The sequence below is a fragment of the Dysgonomonas sp. GY617 genome (assembly GCF_015233815.1).
In the GTDB taxonomy this organism is placed as follows: Bacteria; Bacteroidota; Bacteroidia; order Bacteroidales; family Dysgonomonadaceae; genus Dysgonomonas_A.
Genome location: NZ_JADCLR010000003.1, coordinates 1 through 20,482, shown reverse-complemented (window position 1 = coordinate 20,482; position 20,482 = coordinate 1). Strand labels below are relative to the sequence as shown.

Genomic DNA, 20,482 nt, shown 5'->3' with positions numbered 1-20,482 from the left:
AAGGAAGACATAGTACAGAACCTAAACTTAAAAATCGCACTAAAAACAACCGGATAGTAATTTAGAAAGAAAAGTATTCAACCCAATAAAAGAACATATTATGGCAAAGAATATAATGAATCCTAAGGTTGATATTTTTTTAAGTGAAGCCACAAAATGGCAGGCAGAGTTCGAAAGATTGAGAACCATCATTCTTGATTGCCATCTGACCGAAGAATTGAAATGGGGAAAGCCTTGTTACTTATTTGAGAATCGAAACATCGCATTAATACACGGGTTTAAAGAATATTGTGCGATTCTATTTTTCAAAGGTTCTCTATTAAAAGATCCCAATAATATTCTAGTCCAACAAACTGAGAATATTCAGGCAGCACGACAAGTTCGGTTCACCAATATTCAAGAAATAGTTAACATAGAACCAATCCTGAAAGCCTATATCTATGAAGCTATTGATATTGAAAAGTCTGGTTTGGAAGTAAATTTCAAGAAGAATACTGAATTTAAGATTCCTGAGGAATTTCAAAAGAAATTAGATGAGATACCAGCCTTAAAAACGGCTTTTGAATCATTAAGCCCGGGACGTCAAAGAGCCTACATCCTGTATTTTTCTACAGCCAAACAAATAAAAACCCGAGAATTGAGGGTAGAGAAATACACACAACAAATTCTCGATGGTAAGGGATTAAATGATTAATAATCCTACATGACTCAGCATTCAAGAAAAAATGGAATAAGATCCTGTAAAATTGCAATAGAATATAACAATATATTAGCTTCTGCATATTTTCCGAATTTGATTGTTTAAAAGCTTCTTTCTTTGTATTCTTATTTGTAAATTTGAGGTTCATAAGATTTATAGGTATGTCAGAGAAAAGCACTTTTAACAGTTTTATAGCCTGGAAGAACAGGAATGTCAAAGAACAGCACTTTATTATTTTTCTAAGTTTTCTTGTTGGTATACTTACTTCTGCCGCTGCGCTTATACTTAAAACAATAATTCATTTTATACAACACGTTCTTACTGACAATTTCACTGATTCACATGTCAATTTTTTATATCTGATTTATCCCGTAGCAGGTATTCTCATCGCTGGACTTTTTGTAAAATATGTGGTAAGAGATGATATTAGTCATGGAGTAACTAAAATTCTCTATGCCATATCGCAACGCAAAAGTTATATAAAAGCTCATAATATGTACACCTCTATCCTCGCCAGTTCTGTAACGATTGGTTTCGGGGGATCAGTAGGAGCCGAGGCACCTATTGTACTGACAGGTGCAGCTATTGGTTCAAACTTAGGTCGTGCTTTCAAAATAGAACAACGTCATTTAATGCTACTTATAGGCTGCGGAGCTGCCGGAGCCATTGCAGGTATCTTTAAAGCACCCATTGCAGGTTTAGTTTTTGTTATCGAAGTATTGATGCTCGATTTAACAATGACTACCGTACTTCCTTTATTGATAACATCTGTTACTGCTGCTACCTTTGCTTATATGACTACTGGCACAGGAGCAATGTTCAGATATGCTTATGTCGAAATATTTCATCTAGAACGCATACCTTATGTAATTCTTTTAGGTATATTTTGCGGACTTGTTTCCTTATACTTCACAAGAGCAATGAATGCCATCGAAAATGTATTTCGCAAACTCAACTATTGGCAGAAATTCGCACTTGGAGCAAGCTTATTAAGTGTGCTTATTTTCCTTTTTCCTCCTTTCTATGGTGAAGGTTACGACACAATAGATTCTTTATTAAGCGGACTAAAAGACAATGAATCTATTATGAATGGTAGTTTATTCTATCCTTTGAAAAATTCATCTTGGGGAATTGTCGGACTATTAGTTTCCTTACTTATATTTAAAGTATTTGCATCTAGTGCAACCAATGGAGGTGGTGGTACCGGTGGTATTTTTGCACCTTCGTTATTCCTTGGTTGTATAGCAGGCTTTGTATTTGCATATATCCTTAACCAACTTCATCTATCACCATTTCTTCCTCACGAAAATTTCGCACTTATGGGTATGGCAGGAGTTATGGCTGGGGTTATGCATGCACCTTTAACTGGAACATTCCTTATCGCGGAATTAACTGGTGGATATGAATTATTACTTCCTCTTTTAATCGTTTCTACGATCTCATATGCCACAATCAAATTATTTGAACCTCATAGTATATACGCTATGCGATTGGCTAAAAAAGGCGAGTTGATAACTCATCAAAAAGACAAGGCTGTCTTAACACTTATGGATTTGAAATCGCTGATAGAACACAACTTTCAAGCCGTGAATCCAGACATGACTTTGGGTGATATGGTAAAGGTAATTACTCAATCATCGCGAAATATTTTTCCGGTAGTAGATAATGATGGAAAACTTAGTGGAGTTGTATTAATAGACAATATACGGAACATTATGTTCCGACCCGAGTTATACGATAAGTTTAAGATTACCCGCTTTTTGGTGTCTCCTCCTGCGGTTATTAGCATCAATATGCACATGGAGGAAATCATGTCTCTATTCGATAAAACAAAAGCTTGGAATCTACCTGTTATTGATGAGAATGGCAAATATTTGGGATTTGTATCCAAATCGAGCATCTTGAATAACTATCGTAAGGTGTTAGTTGATAATTTCTCTGAACGCGATTAAGGTCACCAACTTTTTTATTGCTTAGGTAGCAGGGCAATAGAAGCCTGTCATAAATTAAGATATAAAAGATATTTACGAAATATTAATGGATAAAAAAGATTTACGAATCGTCTTTATGGGTACACCAGACTTTGCTGTGGCAAGTTTGCGTGTATTGGTTGAGAATAACTATAATGTAGTAGGAGTTATAACCATGCCCGACAAACCAAGTGGCAGAGGGCATAAAATACAACATTCGGCTGTAAAACAATATGCATTAGAGCAGAACCTACCTATTCTTCAACCCGAAAAGCTAAAGAACGAAAACTTTATAGAAGAACTAAAGGCTTTAAAAGCCGATCTTCAAATTGTAGTAGCATTCAGAATGTTACCCGAGGTAATTTGGGATATGCCACGCCTTGGAACATTCAACCTACATGCCTCTTTATTGCCTCAGTACAGAGGTGCAGCACCTATTAACTGGGCAATTATCAACGGCGAAAAAGAAACTGGAGCAACTACATTCTTCTTGACACACGAAATTGATACAGGTAAGATAATAGCACAAGAACGCATTCCTATTGGAGAGTCGGACAATGTTGGAAAGATACATGACGAGCTAATGAATATGGGTGCAAAACTTGTACAAAAGACTGTTGACTTACTTCTCGAAGATAAAGTAGACGCTATCCCTCAAGAGCAATTCTTCAATAATGAAGCTGACCTCAAATCTGCGCCGAAGATATTTAAAGAAACATGTCGCATAGACTGGAATAAGCCTGTTGAGCAGATCTATAATCACATTAGGGGACTATCTCCCTACCCTGTTGCTTGGACTGAACTATATACTATTGGAGAAGAGCCGATAGCAGCAAAAATATATTCAGCCAATAAAATTCAGACCGAATTACAACTTCCCGTAGGTAGCATCTCTACAGATAATAAAACATATTTGCAGATAGCATGCCAGGGAGGAGCTATCGAAGTTAAAGAGATACAACTACCAGGAAAAAAGGCTATGAAAATAGATGAACTCCTTAGAGGTTACAAATTTCCCGAAGGCAGCTATTTTAAATAAGACTACATATACAAACTAATATTTGCACTATAAAAATATCAAATAATGCAGAAAGTAATCAAATCGACTGATCTGAATACAGATCTTAAAAATATATTATCGGCAATTCCTCATGATAAACTATTTATTCTAACAGATAGAAATTCAGAGGAGCTATGTTTTCATCTTATCAATAATCTGGATGAAATAAAGAATGCTGGAAAAGTAACCATAGAAGCAGGAGATAATAATAAGAATCTGGAGAGTCTTTCTACTATCTGGACATTCTTATGTAACAATGGAGCAACACGCAATTCTCTCCTTATCAATCTTGGAGGAGGAATGATTACCGATATCGGCGGATTTGCTGCCGCCTCTTTTAAACGTGGCATAAAGTGCGTAAATATACCTACTACCTTACTTGGAGCCGTAGACGCTGCTGTGGGAGGGAAAACAGGTATCAATTTCAATGGTCTAAAAAATGAGATTGGAGCTTTTGCGGCTGCCGAAACAGTATTGATAGACTCGGTATTTTTCAAATCACTTGACCATTCTAATTTCATGTCCGGTTATGCAGAAATGCTGAAACATGGACTTATCTCAAATGAATCAACTTGGGTAAAACTTCTTCAATTCGATACTCGCAATATTGACTATCAAATTCTAAAAGAATTAGTGGTTGAATCGGTAGAAGTAAAAGAAGACATTGTCGAAAAAGATCCTTTAGAAAAGAATATTCGCAAGTCTTTGAATCTTGGTCATACTATAGGACATGCTTTCGAAAGCTTATCCTATACAATGAAACAACCTATGCAACACGGTTATGCAGTAGCTTGGGGAATTGTATGTGAATTATATCTGTCTCACAAGAAATGTAATTTCCCCAAAGATAAGCTATGGCAGACCTTATCGTTCATCAAAGAGAACTATGGCACATTCTACTTTGGTTGTGACGAATATGAGGCTCTATACGAGTTAATGAAGCACGATAAGAAGAATGCTTCAGCTGATGAAATCAATTTCACTCTATTGTCTGATATAGGGCAATGCTTATTGAATCAAACAGCTACAAAAGAAGATATATTTGAGTCTATTGACTTTTTAAGAGAATCAATAGGAGCATAATATGTAGACCGATTAACTATATAAGATAATTAAAAAGGAGCTAATATAAATATTAGCTCCTTTTTCTATACTAAATAATCTAATACACAATATTATAGCCTTATAATATTGCAGAATAAATAACACTTACAACTAAAACACTTTTATAGAACACTAAACCTAAAAAACTAAACTATCAGATAAACAACTATTTAAAGAAACTAAACTATCGATTAGGAATAAATTGTATTGGAAAGAGGAATCATTTTATGATTCAAGCTGTATCCTTAGCTAAGATGCTCCCCCTGACAATAAATAGCCATTTATTGAATAAAACAGTCTATTTAGGCATCTTTTAGGTATAACACCAAAGAGGTCATAAAAGTTTAGTAAACAAAGATTTCAAATAGAAATAACGTCTTTTTAACTCTCTGAGGTTGTCATATTATATTTGAAACGGCTACTAACCTTACTTTTCGCAAATATTCAGGACTTCACATAGGTCATTTTTTCTCTATCGAGTCATTATAGCATAACTCTGAAATAGTAGTACTCTAGTTAAAATAATCTTAGCAAAAAAATATGACCCTGCACTTTCGCACAAGGTCATACATAATATATATGAGACTTTCTCTATTTACTGAACAATCACTTTTATACCATTTGTGTTAGATATAAATTCGGGAGCATACATGCATTGTATAGAAGTTATTCCATTAGAATATTCACCACTACGATTTACGTATACAGGATATTCAAAAACATATGTTCCTTTTGCTAAATGATCGAAGAAGAAATTTGTTGAAGCATCTTTGGTTGATTGATAATAGTAAGTATTATTTTGCCATCTCAATCCTGATAAAGTTTCTATGGGTTCGAAACAAGACGCTCTCATATCTTTCAAGTGTACAAACTCCATATCACGATCTACTCGAACAGTTAGACGCATAATTACTTTATCTCCTACTTTCAGAGGATTAGATTCTGTAATTTCTACTAATGTCTTACCATTAGCAGTTGCCTTTTCTACAAATAACTTTTTGTCAATATTCAGCTCTCCTTTTTGAGTAGTTATCTTATCCAAGTCTTCGTAATATTGCCAATACATAGCACCCCATGCTGGTCCATCTCCCGATTTTTCGATCTTCACATTACCCATTTGGTTTGAAATCTGCTCTCCTGACCACGACTCTTTGATATAGCCTGTACCTAGTTCTTTGTTTTTAGACTCAATCTCTTTATTATTCACAAAGATTTTAGATTCTCCTGTTGATGCAAACCAATCGCTGCCAGTACTCAACAATGCATATATAGCATCAATAGTAGCATGAGTAGATTCCCAAACCTGAGTTTGTTTTTGTTTCAACAACCACTGTTTCATTAAATCCATATCACTGGGAGATGCCTTTGTTTCTTGGAAAGCTTCCATTATGAAAGAGTGAACTGTTACAGCAGAGTTACTCATAAAGGCACTACTTGCATTATTTGCCCAGAACATTCCCATTTCATCATTAACGGTTGCGTGTTCACGAATCGAATTCATAATTTTATCACTCACCGCTTTATTACCATTACTTACAGACAATACTGCAAGTAGAGAACGTTCATATAAATTCAGATCAGTCCAATTTTTCTCTACTACAGATGTATAAAATTTTTCTGCCTCTCTTGTAGCTTGGTCGATTGGAATATCTCTGTAATTAGATCTTACATACAAATATTCTAACTGATTGGTAGATATACTTGTTATCTTCGTCCAATCTGTATTATGTTTCTTCAGTTCTGTAAAATCTTTTAAAATCTGAGCATCAATATATTTCAAAGCATTCATTTGCATAACACGCACTTCATTAGGATATTCAACTGCATTGAGTTTTACCAATTGCGAAAATCCATATAATATATATTGTGTCAGACTTCTGCTCGAATACATGTCTTTATACCACGACCATCCTCCATCTGGATTTTGTAAATCCTGCAATTTAGCAATAGCTTGTTGTGTCTGCATATTCGTATTATTCAAATCAAATAATAACGATAGACGATTCATCTGCTCAGTTTCATTTTTGGCATCTAGAACCCAAGGAGTTTCTTCTAACAACACTGCTTTTAGCTCTTCATTTTTCTGTAATTTAGATACAAGTGTTTCCTTATTTCCACCTTGTTTTTTCCAAGCTTCAATCATTGTAGCAACCTTTGGATATTGTTTCATCATAAACGATCCCAAAGTATTTACATAATAACTGGCAAACCAATTTACAGCATTTTCATTTGTAGGATTACTCAACGTAGGTAATGCTTGTACTGCATACCAAGCAGGATTGCCTGTATACTCAAGAGTCAAACGGTAATTAGATAATGTATTCGATTTATTATTAATCAATTTTTCAAAAGCAAAATCTTTTGTCTGATTTCCGTTCACATTCATAGTCATACTTTCAGTCACTAACATTCTATTAGGAAGCACCGAAACTACATGTTGCTCACCATCACTAAATGAGGCACTCTCTGCAATAACTCGACAACCCAGCATATCAATATCAGCAGGAACATCAAATGTCCATGTTGCCGATCCCGAAGCATCTTTCTCTAAAGTAAAGTCTTTATATTGATTAGTTACCCCAATTGATTTCACTTGATCTGTCAAAGGATCAAAGAATTCGATTCTAACTTTTCCACTGATTGCTTTATCCGATAAGTTAGATATTTTAGTAGATATGCTTGTTTTATCGCCTTCACGAACAAAACGCGGCATATTAGGTGTAACCATTAATTCTTTACGAGAAACTGACAAAGCTTCTAAACTTCCTATATTTAATGATTTGTCGTATGCTAAAGCTCTGAATTTCCAAGTAGTATTACTTTCTGGAACAGTAAAACTAATAATAGTCTCTCCGTTTTTATCTGTTTTCAATTGAGGATAAAAGAACGCTGTCTCATTGAAATTAGTACGAATTTGAGGTTTTGTAGACTCATCCATATAATTCTCTACAAGACTTTTTTCTTCGCCCTCACTAGCAATAACTTTATGCTCTTTTAATTCAGCAACATCAAGAGAAACTGCTCCCGCAGCTCTATCTTGCAACATTTCAGGAGCAGGAGACATCACAGACACACCTCTTACCATAACACCGTACCCATTGCCATAGAAACGGAATCCAAACCAATTTAGTTGATCCCATTTAAATGGATCGTATTTACAAGTTACACTTGCAAAAGATGATGATGCACTCGCAGTTCCAAAAGCTGAGCCATCGCTACTAAATGCTCTAGGATAAATATACTCTTCATATTTAGGATTTAATAACCAAATATTGGGAGATTGTAATTGATCTAATGAAGTGTCGTACATCGAAGCCAATAATTCAGCAAAGGCTGGTTTATTTTTATTGTCTTTTACTGAAATACGCCATTCTTCCTGTTGACCGGGGCGAAGTTTATCTCTAAATACTTCGAATTTTAAATTCAAGTTCTTAGTCTCTTCTTCTTTCGAAAGAGTTACTTGTCTAGTATATGGTTTTTCATCAATTACATACGTAAATACTGCTGTAATCTGATCACCATACTCATCTTTATAAGGAATTACAAATTTCTTATTCTCGTTACTCAACTCAAGATGTTGACGCTGCAATAGTTTATCTCCCTTTAGCAAGTCATAAAGTATAGTTGCATTTTTAGCAGATACCCCTAATACTATCTCAGCATTTTTACTTGAATTAAAAGTCGTTTGTTTTTCAATTAACCATTCATTTGTTTCAATGGGAGGAGTTTTATCATCCAAAGAATACAAGATAAAGTAACTGCGAGATACTACATCCCTACCCTTCTCATCTTTAGCATTTAATGATAACATATATCTAGCCGAAGGTAATTTAACAATCTCATTTCTAAGATCAAACACCGCAGTATCTGTTGTAAAACCACCTGACAACACTTCAGCTTTAATACTATCATTAGGTAATACACTATATATTGTATAATTACCCTTAGCTTCGATAGCTTGTCCATTAAGATTTGTTGCCGTCACATGTATCTTTTCTTTCGATGCTTTATCTAATTGTGAGGGAATATTAGCTGACAATATCATCGACACATCACCTATAGCAAAATTATAGTTTCCACTTTGTGTTTCGCCATTTATGTCAGTCACCTCCGCATTTACAGAAAAATTAAAAATATTATTACTGAATCTTCCTGCAGGAGAATCATTTAAAGGTGCAGTAAAAGTAATCTCAAAAGAACCATCATCGTTAGTTGTTACAGTTCCATTATCTATATTCTCGGTAGGTGCCGGAGACCACCATCTAAAGAATGAACTTTTCGTGATACTATACTCTACATTAGCTCCCTGTACTTTAGCTCCCGAATAATTTTCGGCACGACCTATAAGTTTCACTACATCACCAAAAGCATATGTCTTTTCTATTTTATCGAATGTTATTTGAAAGGTCGGACGTTTATATTCTTCAACATTAAAATATTGAGAAGATTCTCCTACTTCAATTCTATATTGACCCGTAAGTCCGTTTTGAGGTAACACAAACTCACCTGATATTGATCCGAATTCATTAGTAGTAAGTATTTTATCTACAACCAGTTGATTGTTTGCATTATATAAACTCACTTTATACTTCTTATTTGTATTTAATACTGTTGTTTTCTTATCAACTTGTTTTGCTGATACAGCCTTAAAATACATAATCTGACCGGGACGATATATACTTCTGTCAGTAAATATACTAATCACGTCATCATTAAGAGAAGGAGAATATACCGAAGTATTAGAGAAGTATTGGTATTGAGGTAACTCTACCCCATCTTTACTCACTCTATATACATATCTGAAATTGTCTTTGTTTTTATTATCCTTTAATAATTTCTTAAGATCATAAGTAGCAAAACCTTCCGCATTGGTCTTTACTTCGTCAACCTTCGTATACTTTTCAGGAGACCATGACACTGCATAAATCACAATAGAAGCATCTTTCATAGGCTTACCCGAAAGGCGATCTACTGTATAAAACTCATACTGATCTTCACCTGTAATTCTCGCAAAATCGGCTATCGTAGAAATACTAAATGAAAACCAATCGTTAGTTGATGTATTACTCTTCTTATCAAAATCGGCTGTTACTTCATAATTACCTATTTTATCTAATTCTAAAGTAAACTCATGTTGATCAGTCGAATAAGTAGTTTTAGGATTAAGCGCTATTTTTTCAGTCTTAACAATGGCATTGGTCTTTTTATCCTTGACTTTGATGGTCATTTCTTTCAAATTTTTATATGTCAATTTGAAAGTCTTACTTTTATTATCAGGATGATATACCGATGCTCCATCTATTCTTGCATAAGGGCTTTCCAGTAAAGCTAATTTACCTTTTAGTAAATTAATACGCTTATAGTTAGGATACTTTTCCAAACCATATTTACACCAATCATATGCTTTTTTAGTATTAATATTATCACCTTGATCTACACGGCGATAGTAGTCCCATCTGGATAAATTATTGCTATTCAGGTAATCAACTAAAGCACTAATAACCTCTACATTATAATCATATGCCTGATTCTTTTTTTCTAATGACTCTAAAAAATTATAAGCATATTTGGTTCGATATGTTTCCGAAAGACCTGATAAGTAGCTATTTCGTCGCAGCTCTAACAACATTAAAGATTCATTCTTATTACGACTAAGAAGAGATTGAAGAAACTCTTTATAATATTGTAAAGTAATGAGATTATCCTCTCCTGAAAAATCTAATTTCACAAAATCGGATGCAGTTACAGCCAAATCTGAGACTTTATATTTCTTTGCAGTAAGAGCTTTTTGAAACCCTGACTCTTGATTATTTGCCGAAGTTATCCTCGTAGATTGATCTATTGCCTGATTCACCAAGAAATCATACAGTGTAGGATACAATGTCTGAGAATCATCACCTAGCTCTATAATATCCTTATAGTTCTTTGTAGTCTGCTTCAACAATGATGGTTGATCTTTTACTGATTCCTCCAAATTGCTTAGAGCTTTCTCTTGAAATATATTCTTCGACCACTCTTTCATATCATCAGGTACAAAACCTGCAATATTAGTCCTACGATCAATGGTCCATCTATCCGCATCATAATAGTTCAGATATAACTCGGCCAACATCGAATGTAATAATGCTTTATCATTAACAACCTTAGAAGTAGCTATCAGATTTTCCAGATCAGTAAATAACTGAATATTCTCTTGCTTATCCGTAGCTATTTGATATTTATTCTTGTAGATCAGGGCTTTTATTGTCTGCGATGTATTTTTATCAGCAATTGCCTGTTTCAGAATTTCATCTATTACATTTATTGCAGACTTAGGCAGATCGTCCTTCTCTAATTTCTGTATCTGCGTCCACTTTTGTTCATATGACTTCATAGAACCTCCATTTTTTAAAGTCTGAGAAAATACTCCAACTGATAAGAGCAGAGTCAGACCTAAAATTAATCGCTTCTTCATATTTTTATTATTTTACGTTTCTCGAAATAAAGCTTTAAACCTTTTCTACAACAACAGCAATAGACTGTTATAATAAGAAAGTATAGCATTAAATACTTTCATTTATTTAATAGGTAATTTTGAAAGGAAAATTCCATACAGCTACTCCTCTTTTTAACCTTTGCAGCTATTAGTTACCAGATATTAACAGTACTGCTACCAAATTATCACTTTGATAACCCAATGGGCGATGGTAAACATATATACAATATTGATTCTGTGTTTCAAAATAATTACCCTCTACTACAGAGGTAGTATAATTCTTACCCGACTTTGCCAAGTATTGATAATTGTATGCACCTTGCTTTAATAGCATAGAGCCACGATACTCTTTCTCATTATAATCGTATGTCATCAATGACTTCTCATCGAATATATCATTTGTAAAAGCACCATTTAAATAGATTGGCTCTAAGAATGGATTATCGGCTTTTAAAGTAAAATTGGTGATAAAATAATCAGCATCAACATCACTGTCTCGTCCTTCTGCATTTCGAATAAAAAATCTCCCATCCTGATCACGATCATATACATGCCTTCTGCCTGCTCTTATTTTATCGGGAACAACATAAGTATAGTAATAAGGTCTTATATACTTTGTTGATTCTATCCTCAAACCATTATATCGAAAACTTACAGACTCGAATCTTCGATATTCATTACCTGCTTCAAAAATTAAGTCCCTATTCAATTCATACACCAATCTATTACCTTGAATAAAAGTTGGTTTAATAACTGATTTCTGATTATCCAGACGATTATTTTGACGGACAAATACCGTTAAGTCAGAGAACACATCTCTTATCCTCAAATTATTAGTATTGATAACGAACGATACTTGCTGATGCTCTCTATTACTATCTATATCTGTATTAGAAGAAACCGAGCCTGTTACTTGCACCTCAGGATTTAATATAGAAAAGCAGGCAGTCAGCAAAACCTTATTGGGGTTGTCCTCTTCATACACCTCTACGACATAATTACCTGAGAGCATTATCCGTTGCCTATCGTTAGGTATTTCAATATTGAAATTTATATAATCTACAGTTGTATTAAAGGATAAAGCAAAATCTTCGATCGGAATATCATTAAATCCATCTACATATTCAACATCTATCAGCGGCGAGCGAGTCCAATCAGCATAACAATTGATAAGACGATAGCGCAACTGTTTAGTTGAGTTGGCACCCATCCTATCGAAATTTATCTGGATATAATCATTATTGTTTAATTGAATATAGGGCAAACGCCGCCAATCGCCCCCTGCATTGACTTGTATAGTATGTATTTCGTCCGATAATGCTTGTGTTTTATATACTTGTCCATACATTAAAACTGTAGAAACAATGAGCAAGTATAAGAATAAGGATATACGTTTCATAGAAGAATAATTTATTTCACACACTAAAGTAATAATAACAAATAAAGGAACATCTAAGTTTAAACAAAACTTGTACAACTAAGTAATATAAAATATTTATACCACGTTTTAATGTTATAACTAACTATGTTTTTTACTTGCCAAAGCAATAAAAAGGTCTGAGACTATAATATCTCAAAGTGTAATATTCTACGATTCCTATTCCTCCTTATGGAATCGGAGAGCATTATCCCCTCTATAATTATATAATCTAAATTTGCATATTATGATTCTACAAACTAAATCGATAAGTATTATACTAGGAGTATGCCTTTTGTTATCATGCTCCAACAAATCCTCTCAAGGAGAGCATCAAGCTAGTGATATTTCTGAATCAGCAGCAAGTGCAGAAACCGAAGCAAATATAGCTTTTACGCCCCCTACCATACTGCAAGGAACATCAGCAAGTTCTTCTCAATCTAATTTTATAAGCTCTCTGGCAGCATCTACCAGCAACCATGATGGTGTTCATAAATTTATAAGAACTGCCCAAATAAAATTCAAAGTAAAAGATATTCCCAAAGCAACTTATACGATAGAAGATATCATTATAAAGAGCAATGGTTTTATAATCCATTCAACTATAAATAACGAGAATAGCTATTCAACGACTACTAATATTTCTAACGACTCATCTTTAGTTACTCATTACAGTAATCTTATTGCCGATCTCGTATTAAGAGTACCACATACCAAATTAGATACTGTATTAAAGCAAATTGCACCACTAGCTCTTAAAATTGATTATCGAACTATAGAAGCAAAAGATATTACTTTACAGCTACTTTCTGAGAAAATGAAACAGGAGCGCATGAGTAAAAAAGGTAGACGAGTATCAGATGCTATTAATAATAAAGAACATAAACTGAACGACGTAATAGATGCAGAAGAAGTTCTTGACAATACTCTCGAAGAAGCCGATAAAACAAAGTTGGCTGAATACGAAATAAACGATCAGGTAGAATACAGCACCATCACTATTAAATTATACCAAAATACAAGTGTATATACAGAAAGAGTATTACGTGAAAAACCTGTAGAAGAATATGAAACCAGCTTAGGCGAAAAAGCAAAAGACGCATTATATAATGGATGGATTATCGTAAGTTCATTACTTATATTCCTACTCAATATCTGGCCACTTATTCTAATCGGTGCAATCTTAGCTATACTCTATTGCAAATACAGAAAGAAGAAAGAATAAGTAGTTATGCAGATAAAATATTACCTTTAATGGTACTCAATTGAAGTAGTATATAAAAATAGCCGAACAAATTAGTTCGGCTATTTTCATTATTGATATATCATATTAAGAAGAAAGAACTCTTTTTTTAGCTAAGAATTCTTTGATTCCTCCAATATGTTCTCTTACTTTCTTATCGGAGAATTCAAATACTTTAGTTACTAATCCATCAAGGAAATCACGGTCGTGAGATACTAATATTACAGTTCCATCATAATCCAGAAGAGCATTTTTCAAAACCTCTTTCGTTTTCAAATCGAGGTGATTGGTAGGCTCATCGAGAATAAGAAGATTTACAGGCTCAAGCAATAATTTAATCATTGCTAAACGTGTACGTTCTCCTCCTGATAGTACTTTTACCTTTTTATCAGAATCATCTCTATTGAACATAAAAGCACCTAATATGCTACGTATCTGCGTACGTATATCACCTTCAGCAACGCGATCTATTGTTTCAAAAACAGTTAAGTCTTCATCCAATAAATCAGCTTGATTCTGAGCAAAATAACCAATCGTTATATTATGCCCCAACATCATTGTTCCCGTGTATGGAGTTTCGCCCATCACACATTTAACAAAAGTTGATTTACCTTCACCATTCTTACCGGCAAGAGCAACTTTCTCTCCACGCTCTATCATTAAATTGGCATGCTCAAAAACAAGATAATCATCGTATTTTTTGGTAACCATATCAACCGTTAACGGATAAGTACCCGAACGTGTGGCTGGTTGAAACTTAATGCGAATAGATGAACGATCTTCTTCATCAATCACTACCCTATCCAGTTTTTCCAATTGGCGCACACGGCTTTGTACCAAAGTAGCCTTAGCTGCCTGAGCACGAAATCGCTCTATAAACTCTTCAATTTCCTGTATTTGTTTTTGTTGAGCTTCCCAAGCATGCACTTGCTGTTGACGGCGTTCTTCTCTCAATTCTATATATTTAGAGAAGTTTACTTTGTAATCGTAAATTTTACCTAAAGTCAACTCAATAGTCCGAGTAGTTACTGCATCGATAAAAGTACGGTCATGCGATATAAGAACCACTGCATTTGCCTGAGTAGTTATAAAATCCTCTAACCAACCGATAGATTCAATATCTAGGTGATTGGTAGGCTCATCCAATAACATAATGTCAGGTTTACGAAGCAACAATTTAGCTAGTTCGATACGCATACGCCAACCACCGCTAAACTCGCTCGTTGCTCTGTCCAAATCGTCACGTTTGAAACCAAGTCCCATCAATGTTTTCTCAACCTCACCATCGAAGTTGGTATCTTCTATATTTGCCAGCCTTTCATGGGCATGGGTAAAATCATCTAATAATTTCGAATAATCGTCCGACTCATAATCTGTACGAGTCTCCAACTGACGATTCATTTCTTCTATAAGTGCTTCCAGATCATAAATCTGCGAAAAAGCCAATGAGGCCTCTTCACGAACAGTTCTATCATCCGAAACCTGCATAACCTGAGGCAAATAACCGATAGTCATCCCTTCGGGACCTGAAACCGAACCCTGATAGCTTTTATTTACACCAGCAAGTATCTTCAACATGGTACTTTTGCCTGCACCATTTTTACCAACAAGAGCTATACGATCCTTAGCGTTAATTATAAAATTTATATTATCAAAAAGAGTTTTTCCTCCAAACTCTACTTTAAGCGATTCAACTATCAGCATGTACTTCTATTCTTCTTAATTTAAAACGAGGTGCAAAGGTAGATATTTTGAAGAGATAAACAACCCTGCAAGTATCTAATAACCATTCTCAACCAATTTAAATAATGATAAATATCTATTGCCACATTACATAAGGATAACTAACTAGGTATATTTCACTTACCGAATTAACCAAACCGTCTGCCACTCCAATGATAAGCATCAAAACATTCTAAAAATGAAACAACTGTAAGGAGAACTTAAAAAATGGTATCAGATTTGATCCAAAGCAAGAAAATACAAGTTTTTTTTGTATTTTTGTTCATCTTTATTCAGTATATTGATACTGGAAGATATCTATTGTTACATAATTTATACTAAAGAGATTAAAGCTTGCTTTATTATCCGTATACTTACATTGTACAATATATTTAGGTCTATACCTTAGTAATCATTTTTTAATACAACATATAAAGATGAAAGTTCTGAAATTCGGTTCCACTGCTATTGCAAGCCCCGAGAGGCTTAAAATTGTTACTAAACTAGTTAGTCAAATACCTAATAGTATTGTAATACTTTCTGCTATTGCAGGTACAACCAGTCAATTAGAAGAAATTTCAGATTATTTATACAAGAAAAACCCTGAAGGAGCGAACGAATCTATCAATCGTCTGGAAAAAGAATATCTTGAAAAAGTTGAAGAATTATATTCTGCACAAGCTATAAAAAGCGAAGCTGAATCTTTTGTTATAGAAACGATTTCTTATATCCGCTCATTAACAAATGATCTGTTCACACTTTTCGAACAAAGAATAGTACTTGCTCAAGGCGAACTTCTAAGTACAGGGCTTTTTACATTAATGCTAAAAGAGTTAAATATTAAAGCTCTTGAACTACAAGCTAAAGACTTTATTAGAATAGATAAGAAGCAAGAACCCGATTCTACTTTCATTCAGCAAAACCTTACTAAGTTATTACAGCAAAATAAGGATACTGATATATTTGTAACCCAAGGTTATATCTGTCAGAATGCCTATGGCGAAATAGATAACTTTCAATTTGGAGGAAGCGATTATTCGGCATCTCTTGTAGGTGCAGCAATCCAAGCAGAAGAAATTCAAATCTGGACAGGCTTTGATGCTCTATATGGTAATAATTCTCAATTGATTTCTAATACACATATTGTACATCAGATCAATTTTGATGAAGCTGCTGAATTAGCATATTTTGGTGCTAAAATATTGCATCCAATGTGTATTCTTCCTGCTAAAATGGCAAATATACCAGTACGTTTATTGAATATATATAAACCAGAAGGAAAAGGTACACTTATCTCTAATCAGACTGAAAAGGGAAAGATTAAGGCAATAGCGTCTAAGGATGGTATCACCGTTATCAATATTAAATCGAGCAGAATGCTACTCGCTCATGGCTTTTTGAGAAAAGTCTGTGAAATATTCGAGAATCATCAAACCTCAATTGACATGCTTACCACTTCTGAAGTCGGCGTAGCTGTTACTATTGATAGTCCTAAATATTTGACTGAAATCACAGATGAACTGAAAAAGCTAGGCATAGTAACCGTAGACCAAAATATGACTATCATTTCGGTTGTAGGCGATCTTAATTGGGAAAATGCAAGCCTAGAAGCAGAAGTTCTGGATGCCATCAAAAATGTGCCTATCAGAATGATTTCATATGGAGGAAGCAGTTATAATATATCCTTCATTATCAAAGAAGAAGACAAAGAAAAGACATTACAATCTCTAAATAATAAAATATTCTAAGCGGTAAGATTTAAACCTTTTATAGCTTTGATTGTTGCAATATCCAGAGACGTTATGACTCTAAAACATATCATTAAATATTTTTCATTTACTTAATTACAATATATGACAAAAGGAACATTTCCTGTGGAGAGCTTCAAAGGGCTCGAAACTCCTTTCTATTATTACGATGTCAATCTATTAAAAGAAACCCTATCTATAGTTAAGGAAATAACTCATAAGTATGGTTATATACAGCATTATGCAGTAAAGGCAAATGCAAATCACAGAATTTTACAAATAATTGCAACTGCTGGTTTTGGAGCAGATTGTGTTAGTGGTAACGAAGTAAAAGCAGCTATTAATGCTGGCTTTCCTGCTTCTAAAATTGTTTTTGCAGGAGTTGGTAAAACCGACAAAGAAATAAATTTAGCATTAGATTACAATATTTTCTGTTTCAACGTTGAGTCATTACCCGAATTAGAGGTAATAAATGAATTGGCTGAGAAAAAAGGAAAAACAGCATCTGTAGCTATTCGTATCAATCCTAATGTAGATGCTCATACTCATGAATACATTACTACTGGACTGAACGAAAATAAATTCGGTTTCTCAATGTCTTCTTTGCCTAAAGTATTTGCAAAGATCAAAACATTGAAGAATATCGAACTATTAGGTATTCACTTCCATATCGGATCTCAAATTACAGAAGTTGATACATTTGATCCATTATGCGAACGTGTAAACGAGTTGCAAACACAATGCGAAAACGAAGGTATCATTCTTAAACACATCAATGTTGGTGGTGGATTAGGCATCGATTATGATAATCCTAATGAAAATCCAATTTCTGATTTTAAAAATTACTTCGATCGATTTAATAGTAAATTAGAATTAAGAAAAGGACAAACCCTTCATTTCGAATTAGGTCGTGCCATGGTAGCACAATGTGGTTCTCTTGTTTCGAGAGTTACTTATGTAAAGGAAGGCGAAAGCAAAAAATTTATAATTCTTGATGCAGGTATGACCGATTTAATTCGTCCAGCTCTATATCAAGCATATCATAAGATAGAGAACATTTCATCGAATCTACCCATTCAACAATACGACGTGGTAGGTCCTATCTGTGAATCTTCTGACTGCTTTGCTAAAGATTACGAATTGAATGAAACTAAAAGAGGTGATTTTGTAGCCCTTCGCTCTGCAGGAGCTTATGGCGAGATAATGGCCTCACAATACAATTGCAGAGAATTGCCTAAAGCTTATCTATCAGATAGTCTATAAGCATAAACACTGGATATCAATATCTAAAGAAAGTCAAGAGCAGATAATTCTTGGCTTTCTTCTGTTGTAAAGGGGTAAGGTTTATAAATCTTAGTATCTTTGTCTAATATTTGGATAGAGATACATTGTATATATGTCTCTCTATGTTAATTATCTGAAAGTTTTGATGATATATTATCAAGTCATAGTATTATGCTTGATAAAGTATTAAAAGGTCTGAGACCTTAAACACAGCTATAAATATTTTACGGTACTTATATATATTCTATAATGGAACAATTTTCATCTTATTTTACGCTTGATATTATTGGAATAACACTACTATCAATACTACTAGTAACTCTTATTATTCAGATATTCTTTTATATTCTGTACTACAAGAAGCCTGTGTCTTATTTCAATAAAACTAGCAATAAAAATGAAGATAGAACCAATTTACCATCTGTCTCTGTAATCATAGTAGCCAAAGATGAATCCGAAAACCTTGCTCGATGTTTACCCTCTATTCTTAATCAGGACTATCCCGATTATGAAGTAATAGTTGTAAACGACGGATCAACTGATGAGAGTGAGTTCCTTTTGAAAAATCTAAAAAAAGAGTATCCGTTTTTATATAGCACCTTTTCACCCTATTCAGATGATAATGAGTCTATTCAAAACAAAGTACTACCACTTACTATAGGGATCAAGGCTGCACGTAAAGATATATTACTGTTTACAGAAGCCGATTCTCTCCCAATGACAAATCAATGGATCAAATCAATGATGAATAGCTTAGCCGATAAAGATATTGTGATAGGCTATAGTCGTTTTACAGAAGGTGAAGATTTCAACAATAAAACGGCCTTATTTGATAATCTATTATTCACTCTGCAATGTATGTCGATGGCTATTAAAAACAAGCCATTTGCAGGTCTATACAAGAACTTAGCATATAAGAAGCACTTGTTTTTCGATAATAAAGGTTTTTCGGCAACACTCAACTACGACAATGCTGAAGAGGTTTTTGTGAACCACATTATGACAAACAATAACACTGCCGTAGCTTTAAATCAGGATAGTTATGTATCTACCGAACTTGATAATTTTTCTCATTGGCGAAAAATTAAGACAGCATATAGCAGAGCAAAATTTAATTTCAAAGGATTCACTGCTGGAATATTTTCTTTGGAAACATTCACCAGATACCTGTTTTATTTACTAACTATAGCCTCAATAGTTTATAGTTCAATATTACTTCTTTGGGTATATTTAGCTGTTGCAATTCTATTTTTTATCATAAGATATACAGTCCAAGTTTTAGTTTTAAATAAAGCAGCCGATCATTTTCTTTCAACTCGGTTTCATTTAACATTACCTTTTCTTGATGTTATTCAACCTTACTACAATTCTTACTTCTCTCGAATTTCTAAAAGTAAGAAGAGACGGAAAAAATAAAATACAATCATATATATAAAAAGGCTCATTGATATTTCAATGAGCCTTTTTTGGAACAAATTATTATAATAAACTAATCTTAGAGAATCTTTTTTTTTACAGATCAGTAATCGGACTATATTTGGGTACAAGAGTTTTCATGACAGCCCATCCAATGAGATATGCCACGGCACAAATCGAGAAGATGATAAAATAACCAGCCTCTTCACCCTTGAATCCCATGAATACCATCTGAGTCTCCCCCGCATGATCGAAGAGCACACCCGAACCCTTATTAATAAGGAACGAACCCACACCACCAGCCATACCACCAATACCCGTAATAGTAGCAATAGCCTTCTTA

At 34.0% G+C, this 20,482-nt stretch carries 11 protein-coding genes and 1 pseudogene; 8 read left to right on the top strand and 4 right to left on the bottom strand.

Translation table 11 applies throughout. The features are described from left to right. Window positions 1-100 precede the first annotated feature (100 nt). The 4 genes from IR022_RS04430 to aroB all read left to right on the top strand — a co-directional run bounded on the left by IR022_RS04430 (window position 101) and on the right by aroB (window position 4,813). Window positions 101-694 carry a YdeI/OmpD-associated family protein gene (locus IR022_RS04430; protein WP_194202771.1) on the top strand — a complete coding sequence of 198 codons (594 nt, stop codon included), beginning with the start codon at window positions 101-103 and terminating at the stop codon, window positions 692-694. A gap of 167 nt (window positions 695-861) precedes the next feature. Beyond that, a complete protein-coding gene (locus tag IR022_RS04425; protein ID WP_194202770.1) occupies window positions 862-2,652 on the top strand; it encodes a chloride channel protein in 1,791 nt (596 codons plus the stop codon). 85 nt (window positions 2,653-2,737) lie between these two features. Further along, on the top strand, window positions 2,738-3,709 hold the full coding sequence (fmt, locus tag IR022_RS04420; RefSeq protein ID WP_194202769.1) for a methionyl-tRNA formyltransferase: 972 nt from the start codon (window positions 2,738-2,740) through the stop codon (window positions 3,707-3,709). Between the two features lie 45 nt (window positions 3,710-3,754). After that, window positions 3,755-4,813, top strand: coding sequence for a 3-dehydroquinate synthase (gene aroB / locus IR022_RS04415; protein ID WP_194202768.1), 1,059 nt, complete (start codon window positions 3,755-3,757; stop codon window positions 4,811-4,813). Window positions 4,814-5,429: 616 nt separating this feature from the next. Here aroB and IR022_RS04410 read toward each other — a convergent pair. Both IR022_RS04410 and IR022_RS04405 read right to left on the bottom strand, forming a co-directional pair. Continuing rightward, on the bottom strand, window positions 5,430-11,288 hold the full coding sequence (locus IR022_RS04410; RefSeq protein ID WP_194202767.1) for an alpha-2-macroglobulin family protein: 5,859 nt from the start codon (window positions 11,286-11,288) through the stop codon (window positions 5,430-5,432). 169 nt (window positions 11,289-11,457) lie between these two features. Next, on the bottom strand, window positions 11,458-12,708 hold the full coding sequence (locus IR022_RS04405) for a DUF5103 domain-containing protein (protein WP_194202766.1): 1,251 nt from the start codon (window positions 12,706-12,708) through the stop codon (window positions 11,458-11,460). 265 nt (window positions 12,709-12,973) lie between these two features. Between IR022_RS04405 and IR022_RS04400 the strand changes: the two genes are divergently transcribed. After that, window positions 12,974-13,951 carry a DUF4349 domain-containing protein gene (locus IR022_RS04400; protein ID WP_194202765.1) on the top strand — a complete coding sequence of 326 codons (978 nt, stop codon included), beginning with the start codon at window positions 12,974-12,976 and terminating at the stop codon, window positions 13,949-13,951. 105 nt (window positions 13,952-14,056) lie between these two features. Here the strand turns inward: IR022_RS04400 and IR022_RS04395 are convergent, their stop codons facing one another. Beyond that, the gene (locus IR022_RS04395) at window positions 14,057-15,673 is read right to left on the bottom strand and encodes an ABC-F family ATP-binding cassette domain-containing protein (RefSeq protein WP_050708803.1); all 1,617 of its coding nucleotides are present in this window, start codon (window positions 15,671-15,673) and stop codon (window positions 14,057-14,059) included. A gap of 455 nt (window positions 15,674-16,128) precedes the next feature. On the opposite strand from IR022_RS04395, the gene IR022_RS04390 reads away from it, so the two are divergent. The 3 genes from IR022_RS04390 to IR022_RS04380 all read left to right on the top strand — a co-directional run bounded on the left by IR022_RS04390 (window position 16,129) and on the right by IR022_RS04380 (window position 20,139). Further along, entirely contained in the window at window positions 16,129-17,439 is a 1,311-nt protein-coding gene (locus IR022_RS04390; RefSeq protein WP_194202764.1) for an aspartate kinase, read from the top strand. 105 nt (window positions 17,440-17,544) lie between these two features. Further along, window positions 17,545-18,702 (top strand): diaminopimelate decarboxylase, encoded by a 1,158-nt coding sequence (gene lysA / locus IR022_RS04385; RefSeq protein WP_194202763.1) that lies wholly within the window; start codon window positions 17,545-17,547, stop codon window positions 18,700-18,702. A gap of 270 nt (window positions 18,703-18,972) precedes the next feature. Then, window positions 18,973-20,139: a glycosyltransferase gene (locus IR022_RS04380; protein WP_194202762.1), complete on the top strand. Its 1,167-nt coding sequence runs from the start codon at window positions 18,973-18,975 to the stop codon at window positions 20,137-20,139. 96 nt (window positions 20,140-20,235) lie between these two features. On the opposite strand, the pseudogene IR022_RS04375 reads toward IR022_RS04380, so the two are convergent. Next, window positions 20,236-20,482, bottom strand: a pseudogene (locus IR022_RS04375) (MFS transporter); the annotation flags it as partial.

What these genes read in the sequence shown, in the direction of transcription:
- IR022_RS04430 (WP_194202771.1), top strand. Translation starts at nt 101, where the DNA reads ATGGCAAAGAATATAATGAATCCTAAGGTTGATATTTTTTTAAGTGAA.
- IR022_RS04425 (WP_194202770.1), top strand. Translation starts at nt 862, where the DNA reads ATGTCAGAGAAAAGCACTTTTAACAGTTTTATAGCCTGGAAGAACAGG.
- fmt (WP_194202769.1), top strand. Translation starts at nt 2,738, where the DNA reads ATGGATAAAAAAGATTTACGAATCGTCTTTATGGGTACACCAGACTTT.
- aroB (WP_194202768.1), top strand. Translation starts at nt 3,755, where the DNA reads ATGCAGAAAGTAATCAAATCGACTGATCTGAATACAGATCTTAAAAAT.
- IR022_RS04410 (WP_194202767.1), bottom strand. Translation starts at nt 11,288, where the DNA reads ATGAAGAAGCGATTAATTTTAGGTCTGACTCTGCTCTTATCAGTTGGA.
- IR022_RS04405 (WP_194202766.1), bottom strand. Translation starts at nt 12,708, where the DNA reads ATGAAACGTATATCCTTATTCTTATACTTGCTCATTGTTTCTACAGTT.
- IR022_RS04400 (WP_194202765.1), top strand. Translation starts at nt 12,974, where the DNA reads ATGATTCTACAAACTAAATCGATAAGTATTATACTAGGAGTATGCCTT.
- IR022_RS04395 (WP_050708803.1), bottom strand. Translation starts at nt 15,673, where the DNA reads ATGCTGATAGTTGAATCGCTTAAAGTAGAGTTTGGAGGAAAAACTCTT.
- IR022_RS04390 (WP_194202764.1), top strand. Translation starts at nt 16,129, where the DNA reads ATGAAAGTTCTGAAATTCGGTTCCACTGCTATTGCAAGCCCCGAGAGG.
- lysA (WP_194202763.1), top strand. Translation starts at nt 17,545, where the DNA reads ATGACAAAAGGAACATTTCCTGTGGAGAGCTTCAAAGGGCTCGAAACT.
- IR022_RS04380 (WP_194202762.1), top strand. Translation starts at nt 18,973, where the DNA reads ATGGAACAATTTTCATCTTATTTTACGCTTGATATTATTGGAATAACA.